6 protein-coding genes are annotated in these 14051 nt (G+C 62.5%); 5 read left to right on the top strand and 1 reads right to left on the bottom strand.

The window, feature by feature from the left end:
• Positions 1–446: 446 nt before the first annotated feature.
• Both U1H99_RS16830 and U1H99_RS16825 read left to right on the top strand, forming a co-directional pair.
• Positions 447–3293, top strand: a complete 2847-nt coding sequence (locus U1H99_RS16830) for a TonB-dependent receptor domain-containing protein (protein WP_323142877.1) — start codon at positions 447–449, stop codon at positions 3291–3293.
• A gap of 600 nt (positions 3294–3893) precedes the next feature.
• Positions 3894–6752, top strand: coding sequence for a TonB-dependent receptor (locus U1H99_RS16825; RefSeq protein WP_323142876.1), 2859 nt, complete (start codon positions 3894–3896; stop codon positions 6750–6752).
• 76 nt (positions 6753–6828) lie between these two features.
• Here U1H99_RS16825 and U1H99_RS16820 read toward each other — a convergent pair whose 3' ends face one another.
• Positions 6829–7557 (bottom strand): 16S rRNA (uracil(1498)-N(3))-methyltransferase, encoded by a 729-nt coding sequence (locus U1H99_RS16820; protein WP_323142875.1) that lies wholly within the window; start codon positions 7555–7557, stop codon positions 6829–6831.
• A 149-nt stretch (positions 7558–7706) separates the two neighbouring features.
• Here U1H99_RS16820 and tkt point away from each other — a divergent pair, with 149 nt between their 5' ends.
• The 3 genes from tkt (at position 7707) to U1H99_RS16805 (ending at position 13904) form a co-directional block, all read left to right on the top strand.
• Positions 7707–9674, top strand: coding sequence for a transketolase (gene tkt / locus U1H99_RS16815; protein WP_323143261.1), 1968 nt, complete (start codon positions 7707–7709; stop codon positions 9672–9674).
• Positions 9675–9777: 103 nt separating this feature from the next.
• Complete coding sequence (gap, locus tag U1H99_RS16810) at positions 9778–10788, top strand: type I glyceraldehyde-3-phosphate dehydrogenase (RefSeq protein WP_141828225.1); 1011 nt, start codon at positions 9778–9780, stop codon at positions 10786–10788.
• A 422-nt stretch (positions 10789–11210) separates the two neighbouring features.
• Positions 11211–13904, top strand: a complete 2694-nt coding sequence (locus U1H99_RS16805) for a TonB-dependent receptor domain-containing protein (RefSeq protein WP_323142874.1) — start codon at positions 11211–11213, stop codon at positions 13902–13904.
• Positions 13905–14051: the final 147 nt, after the last annotated feature.

Genomic DNA, 14051 nt, shown 5'->3' with positions numbered 1-14051 from the left:
TACTACACTTAACCAAATTCGTGTTGCGGCGCATCAAAGCAATGTCGGATCAGCCACACAGCCGTATTTACTACTCGTGTACGTACGTACGCGCTAGGTCATTGTTATTAGAAAAACACGACGTATTATGTTGCGGTGCACAACGGTGCGCAGTCGCACTCGGGTGGTGCAAAAAATTGCTAAAGTGAAAAAATGTTAATCCTTCGCGGTAAATGAAAATTGACACTAAAACTGTGGATATGTTTGTATGTATAGACATTTTTCCAATGTCAACGCGTACGTCGGTGGTATTGGAAAATTTGGAAACGTGTCACGACGCGGTAGACGAAACCACTTTGAGAGAAATCCGAGAAGGAGATGTATTCATGATGTTCAAATTGAAGTCAATGCCATTTGCGGTAGCATGCGCGCTCGCTAGTGGTGCCCTCGTGGCATCCGCACCCGCAATGGCACAGACCACCGAAGCTGCCGGCGCCACCAGCCCAGGCACGCAGCGCGTGGTCGTGACCGGCTCGCTGATCAGCCGCACCGACACGGAGACCCCGACTCCGGTGCAAGTGCTGACCGCACAAGACATCCAGCGTAGCGGCAAGACTTCGGTCGCCGAACTGCTGACCGACCTGGCCGCCAACGGCGCCGGTACCCTCGGCACCGGCTTCGCCGGCGCATTCGCGAACGGCGCGTCGGGCGTCTCGCTGCGCGGCCTGACCGTCGGTGCGACCCTGGTCCTGATCGACGGCCACCGCATGGCACCGTACCCGCTGTCGGATGACTCGCAGCGCTCCTTCGTCGACGTTTCCTCGATCCCGTTCGATGCCATCGACAGCATCGAAATCCTGAAGTCCGGCGCATCGTCGCTCTATGGCTCCGACGCGATCGCCGGCGTGGTCAACATCAAACTGAAGAAGAATTACCAAGGCACCCGTCTGACCGCCGAAGCCGGCGACACCCAGCACGGCGGCGGCGCCACCAAGCGCGCGTCGTTCAGCACCGGTATCGGCGACCTCGACAACGACGGCTACAACGCCTTCGTTACCGCCGAATGGCGCCAGCAGGGTGCGATCAAAGTGTCGGACCGCGAACAGTTCGGCTGGGACAACCGCGACTGGCGCTCGCGCGGCGGTAACAACCTGACGATCGGCGTGCCGACTCCGTACAACAGCTTCCTGACCCCGGCCAGCACGCCTTTCCTGTACAACCCGTCGAATGCAAATAACCCGATCGATCCGGCGACGGGCCAACGGATTGCCAACGTCGACAATCCGGCCAACTACCAGTTCCTGGACCCGAACTGCAACTTTGCCCTGTACCGTGCGGGCGGCTGCTCGATCCGCGACACGGTGTCGAACATCCAGCCGCGCAGCGAGAACATCAACGTCCTGGTCGGCATGACCAAGAAGCTGAACCAGGACTGGGAACTGGCCTTCAAGGGCGCCCTGTTCCGCCGCGACAGCATCAACAACCGCGGCGTGTCGCCGGTCTATTCGGCCAACTCCTATGCGGGCGCCACCACGCTGGTCAACGGCGTGCTGACCGGCGGCGTCAACCGCATCACGAATACCCGCCTGCCGGCTGGCGCGATCCTGGCGCCGGGCCTGACCAACAACCTGGGCGCTCCGGCTTCCCTGTACGGCTACATCCCGGGTATCGATCCTACCAACACCTCGGACAACAGCTCGACCAGCACCCGTTTCGCCGTCGACCTGCACGGCAGTGCCTACGGCTGGGACGTGAACGCCGCCGCCGGCGCGACCAAGGTCAAGACCGACATCGACTACAGCGGCTACATCAACCGTTTGGCCCTGTTCCAGGCGATCAACAACTCGGATCCGGCGCAACGCTGGAATGTGCTGGGCAACAACGATCCGGCGCTGGTCGACCGCATTTCGCCGCGCTACAGCAACTCGCTGTCGTCGACGCTGAACTACGCCGACCTGGTCGGTTCGCGCGAACTGATGCAACTGGGTGCCGGTCCGCTGGCCCTGGCTGCCGGCGTGCACTGGCACAAGCGTGACCAGAATTCGCCGCCGTCGGCCCTGACCCTGAACGGTACCGTGGGCAGCACTTCGGCCTTCACCATCGGCAACGAAACCAACACGGCGGCCTTCGCCGAACTGCAGGCGACTCCGATCAAGAGCCTCGAGCTGCACCTGTCGGGTCGTTACGACCATTACGATACCTACGGCAATTCGTTCACGCCGGCGGCCAGCTTCAAGTGGGCGCCGCTCCAGCAGTTCGGTGTCCGCGGTACCTTCGCCCGCGGCTTCCGCGCGCCGAACCCGGCCGAGGTGGGCAATGCCGGTTCGTTCTTCACGTTTAACGCGATCAACGATCCGATCCTGTGCGCTGACGGCAAAAGGACCACGGCCGGCAACGTGCCGTCGGCTTGCGGCTTCGCACCGCCGTACGTGCAGACCACCACCAACAAGGACCTGCAGCCGGAGAAATCGAAGTCCTACACCCTGGGCATCATCGCCGAGCCGATGCGCGGCCTGAACATGACCCTCGATTACTACCGTATCGAGATCAGCAACCTGATCGTGACCCAGGCCGGCAACGACCCGAGCTACACGCCGGTGTGGGTGCGCGGTACCCCGGTGCCGATCCAGATCGCAACCGGCGTGGGTAGCGCCACCGCGTTGGGTACGCCGATCGCCGGTCCGATCCTGTACGCCGAGTCGCCGTATATCAATGCCGGCAGCACCAAGACCAGCGGCATCGAAGCGGACATCGGCTACCGTTGGCGCCTGCCGGGTGACGCAGGTGTCCTGCGCGCGAACCTGAGCGCCGCACACACCTTCGGCTACGTCACCGCCGTCGGCGGCACCTCGTACCAGCTGGCCGGTACCCAGGGTCCGTCGTCGGTCGGCGGCGCCACCGGCAACCCGAAAGACCGTGCCCAGTTCACCATCGGCTATGCACGCGGCCCGCTCGACGTAACCGCCACGATGAACTACACCAGCGACTTCTCGACCATCGACCCGGCGCTGGGTGAGACCGACTGCGCCACCACCGGTGAGCACGTCGGCGGCCGCCCGTACTTCTCGGGTTTCACGCAGCCTGATTACTACTGCCACGTTGCGTCGTTCACCACGACCAACCTGAACGTGCAATACAAGCTGAGCGAAAACCTGACGCTGCGCGGCGCGATCCTGAACCTGTTCGACAAGCAGCCGCCGTACGACGTCGCCACCTACGGCAACGCGGGCACCCAGACCTCGTACAACGCTTCGCTGCACCAGGCAGGCGCTGTCGGCCGCTTCTTCAGCCTGGGTGTGAACTACACGTTCTAAGCCATCCACTGCACGACATCCGTCGGCATCCAAAACCCCGGGGCGAACTTCAATTCGCACCGGGGTTTTTTTCATCTCTACCGTTGTATTCAACCGACATTACAAAAAAAGACATTTTGGATGCGCGAGCAAGGATGCTCCGGCCTTGTGCGTCGAACAGAAGAAAAGATCCATCGCGGCGCAGCGAACTACTCGACTACCGAACAACGAGTCAGGTCTATTTTGACAATAGTTAATATTTACACTGGTATAACGTCAGCTTGTATGCATAGGTAGACACATTCGTAATGACATCCGAGAAAGTGCTTGGCGTAGTGATGGTGGAATTGCACAAACATAGTGCATATGAATATGAAAAAGTCGCTCTTTGAAGACTTTGACACTTGATATACAGATATGTTTTTATATTTGTAAATATTTCTTAGGCAAAAGAATCTGGTTTGCTAGCGAAGAAATATTAAAAAAGCAGCTATAAAAATCCATGCCGTTATCGACACAGGACATCAAATGCTCAAAAGAACAGTCTTAGGCCACGCACTTACCCTCGCATTTACCGCTTCCATCACAACGCTCGGTTCACAAGCGTTCGCACAAAGCGCAGTGGGCGGCATCAACGGCAACGCCGCTGCCGGCTCCACGGTCACGATCGACAATCCGTCGATCGGCGTGACGCGCACCATCAGTGTCGAACGGACAGGGCGCTTCCAGCTGTCCCAACTGCCGCCGGGCATGTACACCGTTCGCATCAAGAAGCCGGACGGCAGTACCCAGGAAAGCCAGGTTGTGGTGGCGGCGGGGCAGAATGCCAGTGCCGACCCCGCGGCCATGACCCAGTCCGTGGTCGTGACCGGCCGCGTGTCGCGCATCGACGTCAAGTCGCCGGAATCGAGCCTGACCCTGAACGAAGCCGCGATTGATCGCATCCCGGTAGCACGCGACGTGACGGCCGTGGCCCTGCTGGCGCCGGGCGCGACGCGCGGCGACAGCCGGATCGGCGCGACCGCACTGCGTTCCGGTAACGTGCCGTCGCTGGGCGGTGCTTCGCCGGCCGAGAACGTGTACTACATCAATGGTTTCAACGTCACAAACAACCTGAACGGCGTCGCCTTCAACCAGGTGCCGTTCGAGGCGATCGCCCAGCAGCAGGTCAAGACTGGCGGCTACGGGCCGGAGTACGGCCGTTCGCTGGGCGGCGTGCTGGCCGTGACCACCAAGCGCGGCACCAACGAATGGCATGGCGGCGTGAACGCGATCTACTCGCCGGAATCGCTGTCCGGCAGCTCGCTGTATGCGGAAAAGAGCGCGTCGACCGGTAAATGGAACTTGAACGAGCGCGATGGCGGTACCGACGACCTGCAGGCCAACATCTGGGCTGGCGGCCCGCTGATCAAGGACAAGCTGTTCCTGTTCGCCTTGGTCCAGGGCGCCGACATCGAGCGCAAGACCTATTCCGAAAGCCGTGAAGAGGTCATGAAGTCGACCACGCCGCGCTACCTGGTCAAGGCCGACTGGAACATCAACGACAAGAACCTGCTCGAACTGACCGCGTTCAGCGACAAGAGCAAGGACAAGGCGCACAACTACATCTCGACCATCCCTTATACCCCGTCGCGGGGCACCGACCTGGGCGTCGACACCTACACCACCGGCGGCGAGAACTACATCGCCAAGTACACGTCGTGGCTGACCGACGACTTCACGGTATCGGCACTGGCCGGCCTGGGGCGCTACAACCGCAAGTCGGACATCGCCTCGGCAGCTTGCCCGGTCGTCCAAGACCGCCGCTCCTCGCCGACGATCACTTACGGCTGCTCGACCGCGAACTCGATCACCGATCCGAATGCGAACGATGAGCGCAAGGCTTACCGCATTGATGCTGAATGGAACCTGGGTAGCCATACGCTGCGCTTCGGCGCCGACAACGAGAAGTACAAGGTGGTCGACGGTACCCGCTACCCGGGCGGCGAGAGCTATATCATTCGCAGGCTGAACGCTGGTAGCAGCCTTGGCAACGGCTATGTGAATAATACCGGTGCGGCCTTCGACTACATCACGGTCCGCCACTTCGAGAATGGCGGCAAGTTCACGACCAAGAACTCTGCCTTCTATTTGGAAGACCAGTGGCAGGTCAGCAAGAACGTGGTGCTGAACCTGGGCCTGCGCAGCGAGTCGTTCGAGAACCTGAACGCCGACGACAAGACCTTCATCAAGGTCGACAACACCATCGCCCCGCGCCTGGGCGCCGTATGGGACGTCTACGGCAACGCCACGACCAAGGTCTTCGGCAACATCGGCCGCTACTACATCCCGGTGATGTCGAACACCAACGTGCGCCTGTCCGGTGCAGAGCTCGACTACACCGATTACTACGCCTATAACGGCGCCCTCGGTTCCGACAAGTTCCAGGTGCCCGGCAAGGGTACCCAGCTGGGTACGCGCTCCGTGGTCTCGAACGGCGAGGCCGGCGATCCGCGCTCGGTGGTCGACCCCAACATCAAGCCGATGTACCAGGACGAATTCATCGTGGGCGTGGAACAGGCGCTCAACAACCGCTGGTCTGTGGGCGTGAAGGCGACCTACCGCAAGCTGCAGTCGGTGATGGACGACATGTGCAACGACGAAGGCACCTACAATTGGGCGATCGCCAACGGCTTCAACGACGACCGCGCGACTACCCTGGCGGGCGCCATCGGCCACTGCTTCCTGTACAACCCGGGCAAGGATCTGACCGCCAACGTCGACTTCGGCGACGGCAAGGGTCTGACGAAAGTCACCATTCCAGCCGCCGCGCTGGGCTTCCCGAAACCGCAGCGTACCTACAAGGCGCTGGAATTCACCTTCAACCGCGCCTGGGACGGCGTGTGGGCCCTGCAGGGTTCCTATGTGCTGGCGTATAACAAGGGCAATACCGAAGGCTACGTGAAGTCGGACATCGGCCAGGACGACGCCGGCATTTCGCAGGACTGGGACTACCCGGGCCTGATGGAGGGGGCCAACGGCTATCTGCCGAACGATCGTCGCCACTCGCTGAAGGTGTGGGGTTCTTACCAAGCCGCGCCGGAATGGCGTGTCGGTGCAAACGCCATCATCCAGAGCGGCCGTCCGAAGAACTGCCTGGGCTACTATGCGGGCGACCTGGACACCGTATCGGTCCTGTACGGCGCCGCCTCGTTCTACTGCAACGGCAAGCTGAACCCGCGCGGTTCGCTCGGCCGCCTGCCTTGGACCAAGGAACTCGGCTTGCAGCTTGCCTACATGCCCGCCTGGAAGAAAGGCTTGACCTTCCAGGTCGACGTGCTGAACGTCTTCAACAACCGCGAAGTCACGTCCGTGAACGAGCAGGGCGAGAGCGCCGGCGCTACCGCGACCAGCCCGAGCACCCCGAGCCCGACCTACCTGCGGCCGGAGTCGCTGCAGAATCCGCGTACCTTCCGCTTTATGGCGCAGTACGAGTTCTAAGTTCAAAAACCTGGAACCCTGCAACGCAATGCCGCCTTCGGGCGGCATTTTTCATTGCGCAGGCGTTCTCTCTATATTAGATCCCGCCCCAGCCAGCCGCCAGGATCGCCAGCGCCGCCAGCCCGGCAGTCTCGGTGCGCAGCACCCGCGGCCCCATCGACAGGGGCAGGGCGCCGGCGGCGATCGCCGCATCTTCTTCCTCGGCGCTGAACCCGCCTTCCGGACCGACCAGCAGGCAGACCGCGCGCGGCGGCGTGGCACGGGTCCACTGCGCCAGCGACGCATCCGCGCGTGGGCTGAGCAGGATGCGCACGGCGTCGCCGCCAGGTTCGGCGAGCCAGCGCCCGAATTCCTGCAGCGGCGCCACCTTGGCCAGGCGGTTGCGGCCGCACTGTTCGGACGCGCTGACGACCACGGCCTGCCAGTGCGCCAGGCGCTTGTCGGCGCGCTCGCCGGCCAGCTTGACGACCGAACGGCGCGCCGCCAGCGGCTGGACCGCGGTGACGCCGAGCTCGACCGCCTTTTCCACGATCCAGTCCATCTTGCTGCCCTCAGGCAGGCCCTGGGCCAGCGTCACGGGAAAGGGCAGCTCGGCGTCGAGCGCTTCGTGTGCGATCACCTCGGCGCTGGCGCGGCGCTTGCCGACCTCGCGCAGGCGCGCCCGCACCTGGCCGCCTTCGCCGTTGAACAGCACCAGTTCGTCGCCGGGTTGCTGGCGCACGACGTGGAGGTGATGGGCGACGGTTTCCGGCAAGTCGACGGTGGTGCCGGGCAAGAGCGGCTGGGGACAGTAAAAACGTGGCATCGATGGCAATAACAGGCGTTGGCAGGCCGCCATTTTAAATCCCGGGCAGCATGCTCTGGTAGAATATCCGGTTAACGCAGTCCGCTCTGCCTCAGCTTCCAATCCTCAGACTCACCACATCCATGAAACCTCTGCAAACCACCACCCTGATGGCCAACGCGATCCGCGCGCTGGCGATGGACGCCGTCCAGAAAGCCAACTCCGGCCACCCGGGCATGCCGATGGGCATGGCCGAGATCGCCGTTGCGCTGTGGGACGGCCACTATCGCCACAATCCGGCCAATCCGGGCTGGATGAACCGCGACCGCTTCCTGCTGTCGAACGGCCACGGCTCGATGCTGCACTACGCGCTGCTGCACCTGTCGGGCTATGACCTGTCGATGGACGACATCCGCAACTTCCGCCAGCTGCATTCCAAGACCCCGGGCCACCCGGAAGTGCACATCACGCCGGGCGTGGAAACCACCACCGGTCCGCTGGGCCAGGGCATCGCCAACTCGGTCGGCATGGCGCTGGCCGAGTGGCTGCTGGCCAAGGAATTCAACCGTCCGGGCTTCGACGTGGTCGATCACCACACCTACGCCTTCGTCGGCGACGGCTGCCTGATGGAAGGCATCTCGCACGAAGTGGCGTCGCTGGCCGGCACCCTGCGCCTGAACAAGCTGGTCTGGCTGTACGACGACAACGGCATCTCGATCGACGGCAAGGTGGAAGGCTGGTTCACCGACGATACCCCGAAGCGCTTCGCCGCCTACGGCTGGAACGTGATCCCCGACGTCGACGGCCACAGCGTCGAAGCGGTCGACGCCGCGATCGCGCAGGCGAAAACCTCGGACCGTCCGACCCTGATCTGCTGCAAGACCATCATCGGCAAGGGCTCGCCGAACCTGCAGGGCGGCGACAAGGTGCACGGCGCCGCGCTGGGCGACAAGGAAGTGGCGGCGGTGCGCGAGCACCTGATCTGGGATGCGATCCCGTTCGACATCCCGGCCCCGATCTACGAAGCCTGGGACCAGAAGCAGAAGGGCGCCGCCGTCGAGGCGGAATGGAACGAACTGTTCGCCGGCTACCGCGCGCAATTCCCGGAACTGGCTGCAGAACTCGAGCGCCGCATGAAGGGCGAGCTGCCGGGCAACTTCGACGCGACGCTGGGCGCCGCCATTGCCTCGACCATCGAGAAGAAGGAAAACATCGCCACCCGCAAGGCCAGCCAGAACGCGATCCAGGCACTGGCCCCGATCCTGCCGGAATTCCTGGGCGGCTCGGCCGACCTGACCGGCTCGAACCTGACCAACTGGAAGGAATCGATCCCGGTCCGTTCCGGCACCCCGGGCAACCACATCAACTACGGCGTGCGCGAGTTCGGCATGGCCGCCATGATGAACGGTATCGCCCTGCACGGCGGCTACATCCCGTTCGGCGCGACCTTCCTGACCTTCTCGGACTACAGCCGCAATGCGCTGCGCATGGCCGCGCTGATGAAGATCCGCTCGCTGTTCGTGTTCACCCACGACTCGATCGGCCTGGGCGAGGACGGCCCGACCCACCAGTCGATCGAGCACGTCTCGTCGCTGCGCCTGATCCCGAACCTGGACAACTGGCGTCCGTGCGACACCACCGAATCGCTGGTGGCCTGGGCCGAGTCGGTCAAGCGCACCGACGGTCCGTCGACCCTGATCTTCTCGCGCCAGAACCTGCCGTTCCAGGAACGCGACGCCGTCACCGTGGCGAACATCGCCAAGGGCGGCTACGTGCTGCGCGACGTGGCCAATCCGCGCGCGGTGCTGATCGCGACCGGTTCGGAAATCGAACTGGCGGTCAAGGCCGCCGATACCCTGGCCGGCCAGGGCATCGCGGTGCGCGTGGTGTCGATGCCGTCGACCGACGTGTTCGAGCGCCAGGACGCCGCCTACAAGGCGCAGGTGCTGGGCAAGGGCATCCCGCGCGTCGCGATCGAAGCCGGCGTGACCGACTTCTGGTACAAGTACGTCGGCCTCGAAGGCGCGGTGGTCGGCATCGACACCTTCGGCGAATCGGCCCCGGCCCCGGTGCTGTTCAAGCACTTCGGCTTCACCGTCGAGAACGTGGTGGGCAAGGTCAAGTCGGTCATGCATTAATCAGGTGGACTCCGCCGCACGGGACGGGAGACAGTTCCGTGCGACAGGTTTTTCGCGCTATCCTCGCGTGATAACGGAATTTCTTTCAATCAGGAGTATATAAATGACGATCAAGGTAGCAATCAACGGTTATGGCCGCATCGGCCGCAATGTCCTGCGCGCTTTCTACGAAGGCGGTAAGAAGCAAGACATCCAGATCGTGGCGATCAACGACCTCGGCAACTCGGAGTCGAACGCCCACCTGACCCGCTACGACACCACGCATGGCAAGTTCCCCGGCACCGTCGAAGTCGACGGCGACTACATGATCGTCAATGGCGACCGCATCCGCGTGTTCGCGCAGCGCAACCCGGCCGAAATCGGCTGGGGCGAGCTGGGCGTGGACGTGGTGCTGGAGTGCACCGGCTTCTTCACCACCAAGGAAAAAGCCTCGGCCCACCTGAAGGGCGGCGCCAAGAAAGTCATCATCTCGGCACCGGGCGGCAAGGACGTCGACGCCACCATCGTCTACGGCGTCAACCACGACGTGCTGAAAGCGTCGGACACCGTGATCTCGAACGCGTCCTGCACCACCAACTGCCTGGCCCCGCTGGTCAAGCCGCTGAACGATGCCATCGGTCTGGAAAACGGCCTGATGACCACCGTCCACGCCTACACCAACGACCAGGTGCTGACCGACGTGATGCACGAAGACCTGCGCCGCGCCCGTTCGGCCACGCACTCGATGATCCCGACCAAGACCGGCGCCGCCGCCGCGGTCGGCCTGGTGCTGCCGGAACTGAACGGCAAGCTGGACGGCTACGCGATCCGCGTGCCGACCATCAACGTGTCGATCGTCGACCTGTCCTTCATCGCCAAGCGCGACACAACCGTCGAAGAAATCAACAGCCTGATGAAGGCGGCTGCCGAAGGCCCGCTGGCCGGCATCCTGACCTACAACAGCGCACCGCTGGTCTCGGTCGACTACAACCACAACCCGGCATCGTCGAACTTCGATTCGACCCTGACCAAGGTGTCGGGCCGCCTGGTGAAGGTGTCGTCGTGGTACGACAACGAGTGGGGCTTCAGCAACCGCATGCTGGACACCACCGTGGCCCTGATGAACGCGAAGTAAAATTTGTTTGCGGCCTGACGGCCGGAGCTAACGCTGTTTGCACCCCTGGATCGGGAAACTGGTCCAGGGGTTTTGTTTTTGTACGGCACGACCACCGCAATGATCAAAATGTCTTAGAAATACAAAGAATATCGGAATCCAGATACATATTTATAAAAATAACTACAAAAATACAATTGCCTCGGTGACACTCAGTCTGCGTATTGATGCGATACGCATACATAAAAAATTACGATATACCGAGAGAAAACTTGAACAAGCAACTTATTCTGAAACGCAGTGTCGTCGCTGTCGCGCTCACGCTTGGGGGGACGTCGATTACTTTCGCCCAGACAAGCAGCAACAGCGACGGTAGCGGCGCCAAGAGCGGTCAGGCCCAAACCCAGTCTCAGGCACAAGCCCAAGCCCAAGCACCACAGCGCGTGTACGTCACGGGCTCGAATATCAAGCGTACCGACCTGGAAACCGCATCCCCGGTGACCAACATGCGTCGCGAAGACATCGAACAGACCGGCGCCAGCACCGTGCGCGGTGTGCTCGAGAGCATGACGTCGTTCGACAGCAGCACGCTGCGCGACAATGGCAACTCGAGCAGCTTCGCAAGCGGCGCCTCCGGCACCTCGATCCACGGCCTGGGCAAGGCTGCGACCCTGGTGCTGGTGAACAACCGCCGTATTTCGAACTATGCGTTTGCAGATGGCGGCCAGCAGGTGTTCACCAACGTCGATTCGATCCCGGCCGACTCCCTCGAACGTATCGATACCGTGGCCGACGGCGCTTCGGCACTGTACGGTTCCGACGCCATGGCGGGCGTCATCAACTTCGTCACCCGTCGCCAGTTCGAAGGCGTGAAGGTACGCGCCGACGTCACCCGCCCGCAGGGCGCGAGCTATGGCGGCGAAAACACCGCATCCATCCTGCTGGGCAAGGGCAATTTCGACCGCGACGGCTACAACGTCTACGTCAACGTCGAAGGTTATCGCCGCTTCGGCTACATGCTGTCCGACGTGATCGGCGAGTATCCGGCGTGGCACAAGCAGTACTACAGCCCGGCGTTCGGCGACCCGAGCCTGTATTCCTTCCCCGGCAACCTGAACGAAGCAGCCAGGACGGGCACGGGCGCGCATCCAGCCATCCGCCAGGCGATCGCGAGCTGCCCGGCGACCCAGCGCAACGCATCCGGCCTGTGCACCAGCGATATCAACTTCATCAACCAGTATTCCGACCCGGCGGAGCGCGTCAACCTGTACAGCCAGGGCCGTTTCAAGGTGTCGAACACGACGACCGCCTTCGCCGAAGTGTCGTACTCGACCACCAAGACGATCTATCAGGGTCTGCCGTATGCCAACGCTGCCGGTTCGGCCAGCAACTGGTTCGACGGTAACACCAAGACCTCGCAGTCGGTGCCGAAGCCCAAGCTGGCAGTCGGCAACCCGGCCAACCCTTTCCCGTATGAAGTCGGCATCGATTACCGCTTCATGGACAACATGGATATGTGGTCGAGCCCGACCAAGGCCACCCAGTACCGGGTGATGACCGGCCTGGAAGGACAGCTTGCCAACGGCTGGGACTGGAAGACCGCGATCGGCCGCGTCGGCGGCGACGCCAAGGCGCGCGGCCGCGGCCCCGACCGCGATGCCATGCCGGCTGCCGTGCACAGCGGCGAATACGTGATCGGCGGCCCCAACTCGCAAGCGCTGCTGGACCGCATGTTCCCCGAGATCGGCACCAACGCCAAGCTGTCGCAGGACTGGATCGACGCCCAGGTCAGCGGCGACACCCGCATTCAGCTGGGCGGCGGCGCGCTGTCGTTCGCGGTGGGCGGCGAGGTGCGCCATGAAAAGATGTTCATCCGCTCCACCGACAACGTGGTCGAGGCCCGCATCATCGGCCGCGGCTCGCTGTGGATCGACGGCGAACGCAACATGAGCGCCCTGTACGGCGAATTGAATGCGCCGTTCACCAAGAAACTGGAAGCGAACGCGGCGCTGCGCATCGACAAGAACGAGGGTTTCGATGCCCACGTGTCGCCGAAACTCGGCCTGGTCTACAAGGCGATCCCGGAAGTGATGTTCCGCACGACCTTCGCCGGCGGTTTCCGCGCCCCGAACATTCCGGAAACCCTGGGCAAGGTCGGCCTGACCGGCTTCTTCAACAGCACGCTGGATCCGAAGCGCTGCGCCACGGCAACCAGCATCCGCGACATCCTGAAGAACGGCAATGCCACCGACAAGAGCGATGCGACTCTCGCCTACAACTCGGGTTGCCTGACGTCGGTGCCGGTGATGATTTCGTCGAATGCGAACCTGAAGCCGGAAACCTCGCGCAGCGCCACCTTCGGCATCGTGCTCGATCCGCTCAAGAACCTGAACATGACGATCGACTACTGGCACCTGGAACGCCGCAACGAGATCAGCTACCGCGATCCGTCCTATGTGCTGGCGCGCGAAGACAATGCGGACTACAGGAACTACATCGCGCGTAACGCGGTCAGCGAGCAGGACGTCCGTCTGGCTGCCCGTGCCAATCAGCTGTCGCCGGGCGCCAACCTGGCCTTCACCAGCGGTACCATCCAGTCGCTGCTGCTGAATTACGAGAACTTCGGCAAGACCCAGACCTCGGGCGTCGACATCGATGTCAAGTCGCGCTTCCGCATGGGCGAACACGGTACGCTGAACCTGGGCCTCATGAACACGGTCGCCCTGACCTACAAGCTGTGGGACATCGACGCCAACAGCTATCGTCCGAACCAGGTCGGCAATCGCACCGTCCCGCGCCTGAAAACGGTGTTGAGCGCAAGCTGGAACAAGGGCAACCTGACCTCGACCATCCGCGTCAACCGCACCTCGGCCATGGCGCTGAACTTTGACGAGACAGACCAGGCGACCTGGAACACGGCGGGCTGCCAGGCGCGCATCAAGCCTACCGGCGACCTGCCGTGCTGGCAGCCTGCGTCCCTGCGTACCGACCTGAACTTCTCGTACACCGGCTTCCGGAACCTGCGCCTGGCGCTGGACATCCGCAACGCCTTCTACGATTCGGCACCGGTCGACCTGCGCGGCGGCTATGCCCTGCGTCCGCGCCAGTTCAAGGGTACCGCGGAGTACACGTTCTGATGGTTTGAGCTGCCGCTCTGTTTGAACAAATAAAAATGCCCGGTGTTCCCACCGGGCATTTTTCTTTCCTGCTGCGCGGCGCTCAGCGCTGTTCGGCCAAGGTCTGGATCGCGCGGCCGTACGCTGCGCCTGGGCCTGGAAGACAGG

It is taken from the genome of Massilia phyllosphaerae (assembly GCF_034659755.1).
GTDB classification, from domain to species: domain Bacteria; phylum Pseudomonadota; class Gammaproteobacteria; order Burkholderiales; family Burkholderiaceae_D; genus Telluria; species Telluria phyllosphaerae.
Note: the sequence above shows the minus strand (reverse complement) of the source record. Positions and strands in the feature narration are given on the sequence as shown.

Excerpts from the sequence above, each read along its gene's own strand:
- U1H99_RS16820 (WP_323142875.1), bottom strand. The coding sequence starts at position 7,557 with ATGCCACGTTTTTACTGTCCCCAGCCGCTCTTGCCCGGCACCACCGTC.
- U1H99_RS16830 (WP_323142877.1), top strand. The coding sequence starts at position 447 with ATGGCACAGACCACCGAAGCTGCCGGCGCCACCAGCCCAGGCACGCAG.
- gap (WP_141828225.1), top strand. The coding sequence starts at position 9,778 with ATGACGATCAAGGTAGCAATCAACGGTTATGGCCGCATCGGCCGCAAT.
- tkt (WP_323143261.1), top strand. The coding sequence starts at position 7,707 with ATGGCCAACGCGATCCGCGCGCTGGCGATGGACGCCGTCCAGAAAGCC.